The organism is Brooklawnia sp., assembly GCF_032229645.1.
Taxonomy (GTDB): Bacteria; Actinomycetota; Actinomycetes; order Propionibacteriales; family Propionibacteriaceae; genus Brooklawnia.
The window spans coordinates 11,323-26,458 of sequence record NZ_JAVTWX010000102.1; the positions used below are offsets into that span (position 1 = coordinate 11,323).

At 65.4% G+C, this 15,136-nt stretch carries 17 protein-coding genes and 1 tRNA gene; 8 read left to right on the plus strand and 10 right to left on the minus strand.

What is annotated here, in order from left to right; genetic code table 11:
- Positions 1 to 197 precede the first annotated feature (197 nt).
- Both AAFP05_RS07755 and AAFP05_RS07760 read left to right on the plus strand, forming a co-directional pair.
- Positions 198 to 812: an SAF domain-containing protein gene (locus AAFP05_RS07755; protein ID WP_341729287.1), complete on the plus strand. Its 615-nt coding sequence runs from the start codon at positions 198 to 200 to the stop codon at positions 810 to 812.
- Positions 813 to 946: 134 nt separating this feature from the next.
- Positions 947 to 1,306 (plus strand): MscL family protein, encoded by a 360-nt coding sequence (locus AAFP05_RS07760; RefSeq protein WP_341729288.1) that lies wholly within the window; start codon positions 947 to 949, stop codon positions 1,304 to 1,306.
- 68 nt (positions 1,307 to 1,374) lie between these two features.
- On the opposite strand, the gene AAFP05_RS07765 is transcribed toward AAFP05_RS07760, so the two are convergent.
- The gene (locus AAFP05_RS07765; RefSeq protein WP_341729289.1) at positions 1,375 to 2,280 is read right to left on the minus strand and encodes a hypothetical protein; all 906 of its coding nucleotides are present in this window, start codon (positions 2,278 to 2,280) and stop codon (positions 1,375 to 1,377) included.
- A gap of 4 nt (positions 2,281 to 2,284) precedes the next feature.
- Complete coding sequence (locus tag AAFP05_RS07770; protein WP_341729290.1) at positions 2,285 to 2,854, minus strand: hypothetical protein; 570 nt, start codon at positions 2,852 to 2,854, stop codon at positions 2,285 to 2,287.
- On the opposite strand from AAFP05_RS07770, the gene add reads away from it, so the two are divergent.
- Positions 2,853 to 3,863: an adenosine deaminase gene (gene add, locus AAFP05_RS07775; protein WP_341729291.1), complete on the plus strand. Its 1,011-nt coding sequence runs from the start codon at positions 2,853 to 2,855 to the stop codon at positions 3,861 to 3,863. The genes AAFP05_RS07770 and add overlap by 2 nt on opposite strands.
- A 127-nt stretch (positions 3,864 to 3,990) precedes the next feature.
- On the opposite strand, the gene AAFP05_RS07780 is transcribed toward add, so the two are convergent.
- Both AAFP05_RS07780 and AAFP05_RS07785 read right to left on the minus strand, forming a co-directional pair.
- Positions 3,991 to 4,063 (minus strand) — tRNA-Arg (locus AAFP05_RS07780).
- A gap of 586 nt (positions 4,064 to 4,649) precedes the next feature.
- Positions 4,650 to 5,342 (minus strand): metal-dependent transcriptional regulator, encoded by a 693-nt coding sequence (locus AAFP05_RS07785; protein ID WP_341729292.1) that lies wholly within the window; start codon positions 5,340 to 5,342, stop codon positions 4,650 to 4,652.
- An 88-nt stretch (positions 5,343 to 5,430) separates the two neighbouring features.
- On the opposite strand from AAFP05_RS07785, the gene AAFP05_RS07790 reads away from it, so the two are divergent.
- Positions 5,431 to 6,096 carry an acVLRF1 family peptidyl-tRNA hydrolase gene (locus tag AAFP05_RS07790; RefSeq protein WP_341729293.1) on the plus strand — a complete coding sequence of 222 codons (666 nt, stop codon included), beginning with the start codon at positions 5,431 to 5,433 and terminating at the stop codon, positions 6,094 to 6,096.
- 4 nt (positions 6,097 to 6,100) lie between these two features.
- On the opposite strand, the gene AAFP05_RS07795 is transcribed toward AAFP05_RS07790, so the two are convergent.
- Positions 6,101 to 7,120 (minus strand): hypothetical protein, encoded by a 1,020-nt coding sequence (locus AAFP05_RS07795; RefSeq protein ID WP_341729294.1) that lies wholly within the window; start codon positions 7,118 to 7,120, stop codon positions 6,101 to 6,103.
- 113 nt (positions 7,121 to 7,233) lie between these two features.
- Here AAFP05_RS07795 and AAFP05_RS07800 point away from each other — a divergent pair, with 113 nt between their 5' ends.
- Positions 7,234 to 7,893 (plus strand): hypothetical protein, encoded by a 660-nt coding sequence (locus AAFP05_RS07800; RefSeq protein WP_341729295.1) that lies wholly within the window; start codon positions 7,234 to 7,236, stop codon positions 7,891 to 7,893.
- Positions 7,894 to 7,948: 55 nt separating this feature from the next.
- On the opposite strand, the gene AAFP05_RS07805 is transcribed toward AAFP05_RS07800, so the two are convergent.
- On the minus strand, positions 7,949 to 9,484 hold the full coding sequence (locus tag AAFP05_RS07805; protein WP_341729296.1) for an NCS2 family permease: 1,536 nt from the start codon (positions 9,482 to 9,484) through the stop codon (positions 7,949 to 7,951).
- Between the two features lie 104 nt (positions 9,485 to 9,588).
- Here AAFP05_RS07805 and AAFP05_RS07810 point away from each other — a divergent pair, with 104 nt between their 5' ends.
- Complete coding sequence (locus tag AAFP05_RS07810; protein ID WP_341729297.1) at positions 9,589 to 9,837, plus strand: DUF2530 domain-containing protein; 249 nt, start codon at positions 9,589 to 9,591, stop codon at positions 9,835 to 9,837.
- A gap of 31 nt (positions 9,838 to 9,868) precedes the next feature.
- On the opposite strand, the gene AAFP05_RS07815 is transcribed toward AAFP05_RS07810, so the two are convergent.
- Positions 9,869 to 10,633, minus strand: a complete 765-nt coding sequence (locus AAFP05_RS07815) for a DUF3027 domain-containing protein (RefSeq protein ID WP_341729298.1) — start codon at positions 10,631 to 10,633, stop codon at positions 9,869 to 9,871.
- On the minus strand, positions 10,630 to 11,013 hold the full coding sequence (locus tag AAFP05_RS07820) for a cold shock domain-containing protein (protein ID WP_341729315.1): 384 nt from the start codon (positions 11,011 to 11,013) through the stop codon (positions 10,630 to 10,632). Before AAFP05_RS07820 ends, AAFP05_RS07815 begins: the two co-directional genes overlap by 4 nt.
- 243 nt (positions 11,014 to 11,256) lie before the next feature.
- On the opposite strand from AAFP05_RS07820, the gene AAFP05_RS07825 reads away from it, so the two are divergent.
- Entirely contained in the window at positions 11,257 to 12,258 is a 1,002-nt protein-coding gene (locus tag AAFP05_RS07825; RefSeq protein WP_341729299.1) for a hypothetical protein, read from the plus strand.
- A gap of 2 nt (positions 12,259 to 12,260) precedes the next feature.
- Complete coding sequence (locus AAFP05_RS07830; RefSeq protein WP_341729300.1) at positions 12,261 to 13,109, plus strand: hypothetical protein; 849 nt, start codon at positions 12,261 to 12,263, stop codon at positions 13,107 to 13,109.
- A gap of 121 nt (positions 13,110 to 13,230) precedes the next feature.
- On the opposite strand, the gene AAFP05_RS07835 is transcribed toward AAFP05_RS07830, so the two are convergent.
- Positions 13,231 to 13,788: an NUDIX domain-containing protein gene (locus AAFP05_RS07835; protein WP_341729301.1), complete on the minus strand. Its 558-nt coding sequence runs from the start codon at positions 13,786 to 13,788 to the stop codon at positions 13,231 to 13,233.
- Positions 13,789 to 13,955: 167 nt separating this feature from the next.
- The gene (locus tag AAFP05_RS07840) at positions 13,956 to 14,660 is read right to left on the minus strand and encodes a copper homeostasis protein CutC (protein WP_341729302.1); all 705 of its coding nucleotides are present in this window, start codon (positions 14,658 to 14,660) and stop codon (positions 13,956 to 13,958) included.
- Positions 14,661 to 15,136 lie beyond the last annotated feature (476 nt).

The following is a 15,136-nucleotide window of genomic DNA, read 5'->3' on the forward strand; positions in this document are numbered from 1 at the left end:
CTCCAGCACGTCGAGCAACTCCAGCACGTCGAGCGACAAGGCTTCCGCAGCGGCCTGATTGCGTCCGGGCATCCGGACAGAAACGCCTGAAACTCAGATTGGGCAGATGGCTCGCCCACAAGACTCAACTTCGCGAGATTATCCACAGCGGGCAGGAAATTTGACCGATTTCCCGCCCATTTAACGATCCTATGGGCATGAATCCCACAGAACTGCTGACTCGCCTGGGCCGGTTCATCAGATGGCACCGTCGCGGATTGGGCGCGATCGCGGCCATGATCTGCCTGTTCGCAACCCTCTCGGCGTTGGCGCCCGCACAGCCTGAGTCCGCGCCGGTGCTCGTCGCCACCAAGGCATTGCCTGCCGGAAGCACCTTGGCTGCCGCAGACGTACAGCTGATCCAGATGCCACTCGGCCTGCTGCCCGATCAGGCGCTCGCCGACCCACAAGCGGCGATTGGACGGGTACTGACCGGCGCGCTCACTCAGGGCAGCGTGCTGACCAGCGCAAACATGCTCAGCGGACGAGATGCGACGTCCGCCGATGAACGGCTGGTTCCCTTCCGAGTGCCGGACGCGGCGACCGTCGCCCTGCTTCAGGTCGGTGACCGGATCACTGTTGTTGGCTCCACGATGGACGGCGGCGCAGTCGACCTGGCAACCAACGTGCAGATAGCGGCGCTGCCTACACCCGGGAGCACCGGCATGGGCCCCGAGTCCGGCGCACTGGTCGTCGTCTCCGCCGATGCAGAGACTGCCGCCCGGCTGGCGGCCGCGTCCAGTCAGATGCGGATGGCCATCGTGATGCAATGATGGCCTACTTCGCCAATGGCGAACGCAGGCCGGGACGACCCGTCTCCCGCGTCTTTGAGCCCTATAGTCGGCGTCGATCGAAAAACAACCGATGCCGTCTTCAGACGGTGTTGACCCCACATCAAGAGGTAATCATGCAGGGTTTCAAAGATTTCATTTTGCGCGGCAACCTCATCGAGCTGGCTGTTGCATTCATCATGGGCGCGGCGTTCAGCAGCGTCGTCGAGGCATTCACCAACATCGTGCTGAGTCTGATTTCGAAAGTTCTCGGCGGCCCGCCGAACTTCGATGACTGGTTGCCCGGCGGCGTGCCGGTGGGCCCGTTCTTGACGCAGGCCATCGGCTTCGTCCTGGTCGCCGCCGTGGTCTATTTCGCGCTGGTGCTGCCGGTCAATAGGTTCCGCGAGCTTCACGAGCCCGAGGAGGAGGCCGCAGCGGCCACCGAGGCCGAGTTGCTCACCGAGATCCGTGATCTGCTCGCCAAGCAGGCGTGATCTGACTCAATCGATTCGGGGGGGTGCGTCCTGTGGGACGTGCCCCCGTTTCGTGTGCGGATACGCTCTCAGATGTCGACCTCGTGATATCCGCCGTCGGTCGTGACGAGGACGAGGAGCGGACCCGTATAGAACTCGTAGACGCCGTAGAAGGCGACGGTCTGCGGGTCGAACCCGCTCTGGGACAGTGCCTTGCCGATCGCGTCGTGGATCCGGCCGGCATCGAGTGTGGCGGGGTCGAACGGCTGCTGGGTGTTGAAGCCGACCTTCTGTTGTCCGAAGCCGTCGCAGCTGAACTCCCGCAACGGTTCCGACGGGCTGGTCCCCTGGCCGGCACGCAGATAGCTGACCGTGCAGATCGTGCCGTCGGTGAGCGTCCAGGTTCCGCCTTCGGCGCGGGCGCTGTCGCCGCGCGAGGATGCGGGCCCGGGCAGGCTGATTTGGAAGGCGCGCCGGTTGGGCAGCATCGCCGATGCCTCATTGAGTATCTGGTCGATGCCCTCAACGCTGGTCAGCTCGATCTGCGCCGCCACCGGCTCGCGGCCGTCGACCGAGGTCGCGGTGATCTGCCCGCCGCAGACCGAGTCGGCAACCACCGCGCCGCTAGCGGCGATGCCAACATTGAGCTCAGGGTCGTGGTCGCACGAAGCTGCCAGGACGTCGAGTTGGGCGTTCAGCGCGTCGAAGTCGACTGCGTCCGGACGACTGGCGCCGGTCACCGATGGCTGCGCAACCGGATCACCCGCCCCCTGTTCCGTCCGCCAGACCTCGGCTCCGTCTGCCCGCACTGCAACGCGGGTGTCGTCAGGATCGGGGCTCAGTACGAGGCGAGTGAATACCGGCTGGCCCGAATCCTTGAGGATCGAGTTGACGCTGCTCGCAGTTGAATCCCCGACCGTCCCCAGCGCCGTGCAACCGCACAGCAAGGCCACTGCGCCGACCACTCCGAGCCACTTCACAGGAGAGCGCCACACCTTGTCATCCCACATTTCCGTGATGCGGCGGGCGCTCAGTCAGCAATGCACGATCACGGGGGCTCAGCGGTACCGAGCTGTCTCGCAGCCGCACTTCGGCACCGACACCAAGCTGCTCTGCGACGGCCCGGCTGGCTGTCAGCAGTTGAGCGGCCCCGACGCTGCCGCGCAGCGGCGCGGGCACCGGCAACGGCCACGGTCGTCCGGCCTGGCTACTGGCCTCCCGCACGGCGGCGATTCGTTCGCTGCTCCAGCCGGCAGCCACCAGAGCCTCTGCGATCTGAGGAGGCCGAGTCGCGTCCGAGCCCGGCGAAGTGGACGGTAACGCGTCCTCGCCGGTCAGCGAGCGCGCCACCAGGCCGGCCAATTCTGCTTCGGTCATGGCATGAAACCTACCTGCAACCCTGGTCTTTTCGCTCGGCCAGGCAGTCACCGCGAGCGTCATCGGCCAGCTGCTCTTCTTGTCGATCACCTCGATCCCGGACTGGGCGATGACCGATCTGGGTCTGGTCGATTGCATCAAGTTCGAGGTCATCGACCCGGTGCTCGCGACCAGGTAGAAGGATTGCATCATGGAAATTTCACCATTCGTCCTCGGACTGCCGAAGGTCGAACTGCACCTGCACATCGAAGGCACCCTGGAACCGGAACTGAAGTTCGAGCTGGCCAAGCGCAACGGCATCAAGCTGCCCTTCGATACTCCGGAGCAGGTCCGGGCGTCCTACGGCTTCGATGACCTTCCCTCGTTCTTGGACGCCTACTACGACGGCATGAACGTGCTGCTGACGTCCGACGACTTCTACGACCTCGCGATGGCCTACTTCCGCAAGGTCGCGCCGCAGAACCTGCGCTACGTCGAGATCTTCTTCGATCCGCAGGCGCACACCTCGCGCGGAGTCTCACTCGACACCGTGATCACCGGGCTACGTCGCGCACAGGTGGAGGCCGAGCAGCAATTCGGCATCAGCTCCGCACTGATCATGTGCTTCCTGCGCGATTTCCAGGCCGAATACGCGATGGCCACGCTGCTGGAGTCGCTGCCCTACAAGCCGTGGATTCTCGGCGTTGGGCTCGATTCGGACGAGAACGGCAACCCGCCGTCGAAGTTCGCGGCCGTCTTCGCTCGCGCGAGGGCCGAGGGCTACCTGCTGACGATGCACTGCGATGTCGACATCCCGGGCTCGATCGACAATATCGCCTCGGTGATCACCGAGATCGGCGTTGCCCGCATCGACCACGGCACCAACATCGTGGAGAATCCCGGGCTGGTGAAGGTGATCGCCGAACGCGGCATCGGGTTGACGTCCTGCCCGATCTCGAACACCTGGGTCTCGGACGGTTCGAAGGTCGAACTGGTCAAGCAGCTGGTCGAGCAAGGCGTCAAGGTCACCCTGAACTCGGACGATCCGGCCTACTTCGGCGGCTACATCGCCGAGAACTTTCAGCGGGTGGCCGACGAGGGCAAGGTCTCGGACCAGTTCTTGGCCCAGCTTGCCCTAAATGCCGTTGATATCTCGTGGGCGCCGGCGGTGCTGAAGGCGCAGCTGCGCGGCGAGATCGACGAGTACGTGGCGAAGGCCTGATCGCTGCTCTGCGCCTCCAGCCCGAGCATCTCACGCGCCTGCACAAAGGAGGAGCGCGTACCCAGGACGGGTATGCGCTCCTCCTTTGTACGTGACCGCCCGAAGAAGCGGACGATGCTTTCATGAGCGGCCCCAGCAGGAATCGAACCTGCGACACATGGTTTAGGAAACCACTGCTCTATCCCCTGAGCTATGAGGCCATCAACAGACCCAGCTAAGCGTAGACCCAGACACCGGGCGGGCCAACCCGGCGTCCAAGGTCCCGCCCAGGACAGATCGGACGCGAACCAGCGCCCAACAGCAATCACGGACGCATCGGCGACCGCAGATACCACGCGACTACGCGTGTTGGGGCCAGTCAGGACGAACGCCTCCTGATTTTGGCAACTTTGTTGATGGCGCTTGCATTCAGACCCGGATGGGTTATTGTTGTTCACGAAAGCGGTTGCCGCCGATGATTTGTCTCCTGGGGGTGGGTAGACGGCTTCGGCCTCTCGTGCGGCAGCCGCTTTCTTCATGTCCTCAATCCCCCACTCGACAGGCCTCAGCGGCTACTGAGAAGCCCCGAGCCCGCAGTAGCGGCTACTGAGAAGCCCGAGCCCCTCAGCGGCTACCGAAAAGCGCGAGTTCCGCAGTAGCGGCTACCAAAAACAGCAGCGGCCACCGAACATTCGGTAGCCGCTGCTATTTTCGACAGCTTCTACGCGGGAGGGCGAACCACCCGGGACACAACAAAGCGCCGCGGCGGACCATCGTCCACTGCGGCGCTTCTTCAGCCCACGACGATCAGGTCGTCGCAGCGGCCTTTTCGGCCACCCAGAGCCCGCCCGCAACCGATTTATCGACGCGTACCCGCCCTTCGGGGCCTCGTATCTCCACAGCAGAATGGACCTCGACCGCCGATATCGTGACCTCGGGCACCACACCGACGTCCCTGAGCCCCGTCAGCGCCATCTCGTCCGCTTGTACGAACTCGCTCAACCGCACCAACAAGAAGCTGTGTACCTCGTCCGTCACGACATCGGCCAACGAGACCACGCCTTCGCGGAAGATCTCCGGATGCAATTCACCGTGCAGAGAGGGAATCGGACAACCATAGGGCGACAGCTCCGGCGAATTCAGCAGTTCGGTCAGCCGCTCCTCGATCGCATCGCCGATGACGTGCTCGAGCTTGCAGGCCTCCTCGTGGACGATCGAGTAGTCGAGCCCGATGATGTCCGACAGCATCCGCTCGGCCAGCCGGTGCTTACGCATCACCTTGCGGGCGCGCTCCCAGCCCACCTCGCTGAGTTCGATGCGACGATTGTCCTGCACCGTCAGCAGTCCGTCGCGCTCCAGCCGCGCCACGGTCTGGCTCACGGTCGGTCCTGACTGATGGAGCCGCTCGACGATCCTCGCGCGCAACGGCTCGATGCCCTCCTCGTGGAGTTCGAGGATGGTACGCAGATACATCTCCGGGGTATCGATCAGATCGTTCATGAGCCCTCCTGGTTAGCTGAAAGCCTAACGGACTGCCATGCTTAGCATGGCCTAATGCGACGCTTCCCGCTGACATAGCATGGGCCCGATGAGCGTCGAATTCACACCTGCCCGCCGGATCAGCGTCGCCGCCGATCGACTGCCCGGTTGGGTCGAACGATTCGGATCCCGACACGGAACGCTCACCTCAACCATCCTGCCCGCCGAGATATTCCTGCATGCCGCCGACGGCGCCCACGCGCGCCTGATCAACTGCTGGGCGCCGATGGAATCCACCATCGGGCTGGACGAAGCCGTCGCCCACCTGGTCATGCCGCGCCGGCTCGCGGTGCTCCTGGTGCGCAAAGGCGCGAGCGCGGTGGGTATCGCGGTGGGCGACGAGCTGGTCGTCCACCGCACATCGCGTCACTATGTACAATCGCGCACCAAGGCCGGTGGCTGGTCGCAGCAGCGCTATGCGCGCCGACGCGCCAACCAGGCCCGGTCCGCCTACCAGCAGACCTCGGACGATGCCGTCGAGGTCCTGCTGCCCGAATTGACCGGATGCGAAGGTTTGATCGTCGGCGGCGACAAGACAGCGGTCAACGAGGTCCTTGCCGATCTCCGTCTGGCGAGACTGGCCCGGCTGCCCCGTCCGGTTCCGCTGATACCCGCACCGGACGCACGGCTGAGTGTGCTCGCCGAAACCATCAAACAGGCCCGTGCGGTGCAAATCGATCTGGACGCTACCGCCGTCGGCGACGAGCGATCCTAGGCCCCTAGTGACGCCTGCGAGCGTGTCGTGGCTGCGGCTTGCTCGCCAGAAATGCAATTCCCCCGGCCACAACCGAGATCAGCGCGGCGATGGCGATCGCACCGAAGGAACCTCCGGCGGCCATTCTCGGGGCGGGAGATTCTGATGTCGCCTCGGATGTCGGGGTCTGGCTGGATGGCTCGCCTTCGGCGTCCGACATCGTCGCGGACGGCTCGGCTTGAAAGCCTGGCGGCACCGAAGGGGCGACACCGACATCGACCAGTGCGGTCGGCGGCGCGACTTCGAGCAACCGATCATCGTCGCGGCTACCCAGCACAAGCCCGGTCGCCGCCAGCGTGGTCGTGACCGATTCGCCCTGCGGCTGAGCCGGCGCCGGCTCGGCAGCGGTCACGTTGTAGTCCGTCATGTCGTAGGTCAGCACGCTGTTGTAGGTGCGCAAGACCGCAGTGGACGCGTCCACGAATACCCCATCAGTCACCCAGCTGGGTGCCTCGGCAACATGCTCCAGAGTCATCTCGCCAGCCGCCTGGGGCGCCGGGACGTAGTAGAGCCCGCCCGGCGACCCCTTGGTGACGATCCAGATGTTGCCGCGCGGCGAGACCATCATGGTCATCGCGTCGTGCGCGCCGTCCGGGTAGTGCAGCGTCCACTCGGTAACCGGGACAGACGTGCCGTAATCCATCGAGTCGAGCCGGTAGATGGCCACCGACGAGCGACTGCCACCGATATCGCCGACGAACAGCGCTCCGTCGAAGATGGCCAGCGCCTCGACATCGGCCGGAGTCGCTGAGTAACTCACCTCGCCCGCAGTCGTCCCATCCGGGTTGATGGCCTGGACGGCACCCGAGGTGGCCGCAGTCCAATACACCTGTCTGACCGGATCGGCGGCCAGCCCGCCCGAATTGCTCAATGCCGCATCGGCCAGCGTGATGACATCGCCCGGGCTTGCAGCGGCCGGAGCAGCCATTCCGAAAACCAGCAGCGATGCCGCAGCGCAGGCCAGAGCCGGCTGAACCTTGGTCATCGGTGCTCCTGTCCATCGAGTACCCGCGATAGTCTAGCCAACCCCGAGTGGGCCCGGTGCATCAGCCCGTGCTATCGCCGATGCGCGGGCGCCACAGCGACTAGCCTCGTGACATGGGACGGTTGTCACAGTTTGCGATCGGAATCACGGAGTTGCGTGATGTGTTCGGCGCAGAGCCCGAACTGGCCGGTCGGTTGCGCCAGATCGCAGCCAGCGAGTTTCCCGCGGCCAGCGAACCTCATCAACATCGTCGAGGACGCATGCTCGGACGCATCGGCCCGGTGACCAAGCAGTCCATTGAGCCACCGAAGGTGCCCGACCGTCCGGCGCCACCAGATGTCGAAGCACTATTGAAGGCGCACGCCATCAAGCCCGAGCGGCAGGCCTTCGCCTGGCAGATCGTCCTCGGCTGGCTCAGAGAACTGAGCTGGGGCCGGCTGAGCATCGACATCACCGAGCGCGAGATGTCCGACCTTGAGTTCGAGCTGGCCGCAGCGGGGCTGCCCAGCCAGTTCTCCCTGGTGAAGCTGCTGCAACAAGACCCGCAGATACCGCTCATGCCACTACCCGGGCAGCGGTGGGGATACGCCAAACACGCGCACGTGCTCGCAACTCAGCAGGCCCTCGACGAGATCGCCGACCCCCTGGACGCCAAGACCGCCGCGATGGTGCAGCCGTTCCGCATCTTCTTGGAGAACTATCCCGGCTGGACGGATCAGGCGGCGCAGCAAGGGCGCCCGGCTCCAGATCTGGTTGTGACCTGGATGCCGTGACGCCCCCGCGGGCTACCGGCTCAACGGTAGTTTTCTGGGCGGCCCAACGACCGTCCTAAGCGACTGCCCCGCTGATCAGCCCCTGCATGAAGTAGATGGCGAAGAGCGCCGCCACGACCCACATCAGCGGGTGCACCTTGGCCGCCTTGCCGTTGAAGATCTTCATCACCACGAACATGATGAAGCCCGCGCCGATGCCGACGGTGATGGAGTAGGAGAAGGGCATGAAGGCGATCGTGACGAACGCCGGAAGTGCGATCTCGATGTCGCTCCATGGGATCTCGGTGACCTGGGTCATCATCAGGAAGCCGACGACGACCAAGACCGGGGCGACCGCCTCGGAGGGCACCATGTTGACGACCGGAGTGATGAACAAGGCGACCAGGAAGGCCACGCCGGTAACCACAGACGCGATACCTGTCCGGGCGCCCTCGGCTACGCCTGCAGTGGATTCGACGAAGCTGGTGTTGCTGGACACCGAGGCAGCACCGCCGGCCAGCGCGGCGATCGAGTCGACGAGCAGGATCTCGCGCAGATGCGGCGGCTCGCCGTCCTTGTTCAAGATGCCGCCCTCGGCACCCACCGCGACGACCGTGCCGATGGTGTCGAAGAAGTCTGCCAGCAGCAAGCTGAAGACCAGCATGGCGGCGGTGACGACGCTTGCCACGGTCGGGGTGCCATCCGGGGCGAAACCGCCGAAGACGTCGACCTTGCCCAGCAGCGAGAGATCGGGACTGGCGAAGGCCTGCCAACCCGGGAAGGCCGGGACGTTCAGCGCCCAACCGGCGGGGTGATCGGGCGACACGGCACCGATCTTGGTGACGGTCTCCAAGATGACCGCCAGTGCTGTACCGCCCAGGATCGCCCAGAGCATGGCGCCGCGAACCTTGCGCATGTAGAGAATCGCCAGCAGAACGAAGGTGACGACGAAGATGAAGATCGGCCAGCCGGCCAGCGAACCATTGATACCCAGCTGAACCAGCGGGCTACCATCGCGGACGACACCGGCGTCCGCCAGGCCGACGAAGGTGATGAACAAGCCGATACCGACGCTGATCGCGGTGCGCAAGCTGGGCGGCACGGCGCGGAAGACAGCTTCTCGGAAGCCGGTCAATACGAGCACGGTCACCAGGACGCCTTCGCAGACGATCATGCCCATCGCCTGCGGCCAGGTCATCTGGGGCGCAACCACATAGGCGAGCATGGCGTTCAGGCCGAGTCCGGTCGCGATGCCGATCGGGAATCGTCCGACCACACCCATGAGGATCGTCATCACGCCTGCGACGAGGGCGGTTGCTGCTGCCACCATGGCAATCGACTGGCCGACCGCCGCCGAATCGACCACCGTCTGGGCGGCATCGGTGAACTTCGGCGCACCCGAGACGAGGTTGCCGTTCTTATCTGTCGCTGTACCGATGATCAACGGGTTGAGCGCGAGGATGTAGGCCATGGTGAAGAATGTCACCAAGCCGCCGCGCACCTCACGAGGGACCGATGACCCCCGCCGAGTGATTTCGAACCAATGATCCAAGCCTGACTCTTTTTGATCGCCGCCGGCGATCGGAGCACCCTGTGCCGATGTGGTGGTCATAGCAGCATGCTAGGCAATCACAGCGGGCCTCTAAGCTTGGGTCCATGACCGATAATCCGCCTGTAACAAGTCGAGAATCTGCTAGGCGTTCGCCAGAGCAGGTCTTGAAGCAGGCACCTGTCGAACCCATTCACGACGATGGCGTGCGAGTCTTCACCATCGGGACCGCACTGTTCGTGGTCGGCTCCGTCGTCCTCTATCTCGGACCAGGCAGCTGGACGACCCCAGACTGGTGGCTCACGGTCGGCCTGACCGGGGTCGGCATCGGGCTCATCGCGATTGCCTATTGCGTGTGGCGGCGCAACAAACGAGACCACGAAGCGGCACTGGGAATCCCTGCGCCAACGGCCTGATCTTGAACGATCGCCTGGATCAGGCGATGGATCAGTCGAACAGCGAGTGGTCGATGCTGATGGTGTCGAAGATCGGCTCAGGCAGCCGCGCGACGCGCTCGTCCGCGACCACATCGGAATGCCCGCCGCAGCCGTGGTCGATCGAGACGACCCGCGCATCAAAGGGCGAGTACTCGTTGGCGCAGGCGCCGAAGAGCCTCCCAAGCGATCCCCCGACACGGACGAAGTAGCCGCAGCTCACGCACTGCCCAGGAGCCTGCCTGGCGGACGGACTGTCGGGGCCCGCGTCCGAAGCCAGCCAGCGTTCAGCTGCCTCATCGCGTCCGGCCGGAGACAGGACGCGCTCGCGTCCAAGCCCCAGTTCGCCAACCACCGCGCGAGTTTGAGCCCATTCGGCCGGATCGGTGTCGGCAGCCAACTCGCCACCGCCGTAGCCGGGTTCGAGCCTCGGATCGTTGTCCGGGGTCGGTAGCAGCGTGCCCGGCGTGACATCGCCCGGTTGCAGACGGTCGGCCCACGGCACCCACGCCGGAGCCAGCAGTGATTCATCGCCGGGCAGCAGGACGACCTCGTTGACCGTCGCGTAGCGGGCCCGCGACGCGCGGGTCATCGTCACGGCCCAGTGCCAGCCGTAGTAGCCGGGATGCGGGCAATCGAAGAGGTGCGTCGCCTGCCTGGTGCCTTCCTCCAGCCTGCTGCCGAGGTACTCGCCCACGCCGAAGTCGCCGGCGGCCTCGGCCGCCGCGTCGCGGGCCAGTGTCAGGGAATCCGCGATTATTTGGTCTACTTCGCTCATAACTCCAACTCGTCCGCGACGGCCCGCAGCATGCTGGCGACCTTCGCCGACTGCTGAGCGTTCGGATAGCGTCCGTGCCGATAGCCGTTGCCGAGAGTGTCCAGCACCTTGATCAGGTCCTCGAACAGCACCGCAAGTTGCTCCGGCTTCTTGCGCGAAGCCTTCGCCAGCGACGGCGGCAGCTCGACCAGCTGAACCGACAGCGCCTGTTCACCCCTGCGTCCCTGAATGACGCCGAACTCAACCTTCTGGCCGGTCTTCAGCGCAGCCACCCCCTGGGGCAGTGCATCGGCGCGTACGTAAACATCACCACCGCCGTCTTTGGCGATGAAGCCGAAGCCCTTGTCTGCGTCGTAAAAACGCACCTTGCCGCTGGGCACCGCAACCTCTCTCATCAAACTCGTAGCCATCGGTACGGGTTCGCAACCCGCATCCATCACAGACTACCTGGCAGACCAATGCGCCCGCACCCGGTCGCCTTGCTGGGGCCACTCAATGTGACCTCATCGTGACCACGATTGTGTCGTTCGAAGCCGTGACGCGAGTTCCGGCTGCGCCCACGGTGTCGGACGACGCCATTGAGCAGCGGCAGCCTGTCACCGGCGCCTTCTAGACTGGGCATCATGACGCAGCCGATACCGACATCCCTGGCAGCCGGGGAGGATCCGCAGACCGGCCAGCCGTTCGGCTTCGCCAGCCCGGTGGCTCCCCCGCTGTCCTCATCCGAGCCACCAAAGGCCGTGACACCAGGCTCGGTGGCTCCGCCAGACGATTTCGCCCTTCCTGCCGAGCGGGTGCTACCGCTCGAGCAGATCGCGCCGGCACCTCCCGAGCGGCGGGATCCGAGCCAGCCGCTGCTCGAGGTTCAGCCTGCCGAAACGACCAGCGCCTGGGATCCGACACAGCCTGTGCCCGGCAGCGCGACCAGCAGCAATCTGGCTTCGGCTTTCGATGAGGACGAGGAGTTGAGCACCCAGGAACTCGGTGAGCTCCCGCCGCCGAAGGGTGCGCCGATGGGCGCGAGCGCGGCTTGGCCCGCGCCGGGCGCTGCGGGCACTGCGGCGGGTCCCGTTCGTCCGGAAATGCCCGGGTTTGGACAGCCGGGCTTCCCAGGAGCACGAACCGTGCCGCCAGCCACACAGACGCCCTACCCGGCCGGTCCTTCGCCCTACCCCGCTGGGGCTTCGCCCTACCCCGCTGGGGCTTCGCCCTACCCGGCCAATTCGTATGCGCCCGGCGCCTCCCCGTATCCCGCCAATCCGTATGCCACCGGCGCATACTCACAGCATCAGCACTACCCGGGGCCCACTCAAAGCGGTCCATCTCAGCCGAATGGCTCCGCCGCCGCCGATGGCTGGCTGATCGGTCTACTGATTCTCGGCGTGTTCTGGGGTGGTCTCGCGCCGTGGACGCTGATGATCGCTGGCGGCATTGCCGCCATCAAGAAGGTCCCGGCGCGTGTTGCAGTGCTGATCAGCGCGGCCATCTCGCTGGTGGTGATGTTCGTCTGGATCCAGGGTTACTTCGCGACCGATCAGCTGCAGGGCACCGCGCAGTTGCTCAGTTTCATCTGCGTCGCCGCCGTCGCGATCAGCATGCGCGGCAGACAGCTGCGGCGGTATTAGCCGTGGGGTCGAGTGCTTCACCGGATTCGACCGCCCAGGCGCTGTCTCAGCTCGGGGATGACGAACTGCGCGTGCTGATATCGCTGACGGCGGGTCTGGATCCCGATTCGCTACCCGACTTCGCCGGTGTCAACCTGACTGCGGTCATCGATCAACTACGCGAACGCGAACTCGTTCATGGTCCGGGCGCTGCCATCAGCGATGCGGTCGCGCGGCTGCTGGGCCCATTCCCGGCGGGCCTGGCACCGGTCGACACCACACCGCTCGACCAGGCAGAGATCACGGAGGCATTGGGCAGGATCGGGGACGATGAGCGCCGCGTGCTCGAACGATTGGTCTGGGGGCCGCCGCAGGGAACCGTGAGCAATGCCCAACGCAACGTGACGTGGCAGGATGCGGCCTCGCCGATTGACCGGCTGCTCGCCCTGAGGCTGTTGCGTCCGCTCGATGACCGCACGGTCGTGCTGCCACGCCAGATCGCACTGGTGCTGCGCGGGGGACGGCTCTTCGATCCGCAGAATGGTCGTCCATCGCTGCCACGCTTCGACGCCGCGGGCCGGGCGCCTGTGGCCAAGCAGGACCCTGAGATGTCCGGGCCGCGGGTCGGCAACGACTGGCGCCCGGTACTAGAAGCAGCGTCCCGCGACGACCTATGGGTGCAACTCGCATACGCCGAAGAAGACGGGACACTCACCGATGCCGTCGTCCGGGTGCTCTTCGTGGCACATGGCTCGGCCTATCTGGTGCGCCGGGCCGGGGCCCGGCTAAACATCGCGTCGAACCGAATTGTCTCGGCACGGCTTCTGGAGCCCGTGGTCATCAACGATCCGGTTCTGGAGCAGCAGAACTAAGGCATCGGCCCGCAGCGCTTTCGACAGACGGCGCTGCCAACAGACCGTGCTACCGACAGACGGCACTGCCAACAGAGTGCGCCCACGAGGAGTGGCTTAAGACCTCCGATGAATCAGGCCCTTAGCGGTGGCCGAGGCTGACCGGGACGGTGGACTCTTCAACGTCGCCGAAGTCGATCAGTGGGCTACCGATGCTGGCCCTGAAGAGCCTGGCCAACTCGGCCGGCCAGACGGTGAGATCCGCCAATTCTGCGGGGGTGAACCAGCCGAACCCCGCAGCCATGGTCACCCTCTCCTCGGGAGTGAATCCGGCCGTGTCTGGCTCAAATCGGGCCGGCAGATCAAGGACGAAGAAGTCCTCGCGCTGCACCAGAATCTGATCCGAGTAACCGTGATGAACGACCCGGCGGGCCACCGGCCCGAAGAGATCAGCCGGATCGATGAGCAACCCGGTCTCCTCCGCGAGCTCCCGGGCCGCCGCCCGGACGAAACTCTCACCGGCATCCAGGCCACCGCCCGGGGTCACCCACCACTGCGTACCGGGCAGCCCCGGATCGGTGTCGGAACCCAGCAGGACGCGTCCCTCGGCCCGCACCACGACGCGAGCCGCCTGGCGCGTGCGCACGCGGCGCTCAAGCGGCGGAACTGCGATCATCGGCCTACGATCTGGATCGTTCATGGCTCCAAGGCTAGGGCGCCCGCGTCAACGCCCTGAATCGGTGGGTTCCGGGCTCCTCCACGCGCCGCAGCAGATTATCGAGTTCACTTTGGTGGCTATAAGCGACCAAACTGAACTCGATAATCGCAGCAGCGCAGAAACGGCCCAGCAGCTATCGGTTCCAAGGATCAACCGGCGCGACGGAAGCGCTCCGCGTCCAGCAGAATCCGCCAGCCTCGCACCAAGGACGTGTCCACGTCAGCGGAGAACGAACCGCCCGGGCGCACCTGCGGCCCCACCTGGAACGCCCGCACCCCGGCCCTGCTCAACCAGGCGACATGCTCGGGGATCAGTCCGCCGCCTGCCAGGATCAGCCCAGCGTCGAAGGGGCTCGCCTTCGCCCGGGCGACCAAGTCCTCCAGGCCTACCTCCAGGCCGCGGCTCGACCCAGCGGTGAGAATCTGATCAAGACCGCGCAGGCCGCGCAGCTGCGTCCAAGCGTTCTCGATATCGAGACAGCGGTCGATCGCGTGGTCGAAGGTCCAGGGCCAATAGCCGTCATCGGTCAGTGCGGTGACGATCTCGCCATCGACCTGCGAGTAGCCGTCCAAGAATCCGAGGACGAAACCTTCGGCGCCGTCCACCAGATAGCCAGAGGCCAGCCCGCGCAGCCGGGCGACTTCGCCACCGTCGGAGCGATAGCCGTCGCGCAGCCGCAACAGTGGCCTGATCGGAATCGTGCAGGCATCTCGGACGCGCCGGAAGGCGGCCGGCTCGGGACAGCGTCCCTGCCCGGTCAGTTCACCGACCATCATCAGCCGGTCGGCGCCGCCATCCTCGGCGCGCCGGGCATCCTCAGCGGTGAGGACGACCACCTCCAGCAGCCCAGACATGTCACCATGATGCACTGTCAGATGCCATACGGACGCGCGACACCCAGGCGAGACGCCCCCGCGAGCAACACGGCTCGCTCACCCGCAGCCACTACGAACGGGACAGATCGGCAGCCACTGCCACTTCCGGTGGTCGCATCCGCTACCGAAATGCTCGCGCTCCGGCACAACAGCTACCGGTAGTCGCAGCAACCAGCGAATTGCCGGTAGCTGCCGCTATTCCCGGCAGCCGCTGCGATTCCCGGCAGCCGCTGCTATTCTCGGCAGCCGCTGCGATACGGACCGAACAGACCGGCAGCCGCTGCGATGGGCCGCACGCATGGGCCGCACGCGTGGGGCGCACGCATGGTCGCTACGGTGCGGCGACCGGACGCAGGCCACCAGGGGCACGCAACAGGGGCACGCAACAGGGGCACGCAACAGGGGCGGCCCCCGAAGGAGCCGCCCCTAAACCTAGATCCACCGATTCCGCCTGC

Coding starts and splice junctions, on each gene's coding strand:
- AAFP05_RS07825 (WP_341729299.1), top strand. CDS start 11,257: ATGACGCAGCCGATACCGACATCCCTGGCAGCCGGGGAGGATCCGCAG.
- AAFP05_RS07805 (WP_341729296.1), bottom strand. CDS start 9,484: ATGACCACCACATCGGCACAGGGTGCTCCGATCGCCGGCGGCGATCAA.
- AAFP05_RS07795 (WP_341729294.1), bottom strand. CDS start 7,120: ATGACCAAGGTTCAGCCGGCTCTGGCCTGCGCTGCGGCATCGCTGCTG.
- AAFP05_RS07835 (WP_341729301.1), bottom strand. CDS start 13,788: ATGAACGATCCAGATCGTAGGCCGATGATCGCAGTTCCGCCGCTTGAG.
- AAFP05_RS07760 (WP_341729288.1), top strand. CDS start 947: ATGCAGGGTTTCAAAGATTTCATTTTGCGCGGCAACCTCATCGAGCTG.
- AAFP05_RS07755 (WP_341729287.1), top strand. CDS start 198: ATGAATCCCACAGAACTGCTGACTCGCCTGGGCCGGTTCATCAGATGG.
- AAFP05_RS07770 (WP_341729290.1), bottom strand. CDS start 2,854: ATGATGCAATCCTTCTACCTGGTCGCGAGCACCGGGTCGATGACCTCG.
- AAFP05_RS07800 (WP_341729295.1), top strand. CDS start 7,234: ATGGGACGGTTGTCACAGTTTGCGATCGGAATCACGGAGTTGCGTGAT.
- AAFP05_RS07785 (WP_341729292.1), bottom strand. CDS start 5,342: ATGAACGATCTGATCGATACCCCGGAGATGTATCTGCGTACCATCCTC.
- add (WP_341729291.1), top strand. CDS start 2,853: ATGGAAATTTCACCATTCGTCCTCGGACTGCCGAAGGTCGAACTGCAC.
- AAFP05_RS07815 (WP_341729298.1), bottom strand. CDS start 10,633: ATGAGCGAAGTAGACCAAATAATCGCGGATTCCCTGACACTGGCCCGC.
- AAFP05_RS07840 (WP_341729302.1), bottom strand. CDS start 14,660: ATGTCTGGGCTGCTGGAGGTGGTCGTCCTCACCGCTGAGGATGCCCGG.
- AAFP05_RS07790 (WP_341729293.1), top strand. CDS start 5,431: ATGAGCGTCGAATTCACACCTGCCCGCCGGATCAGCGTCGCCGCCGAT.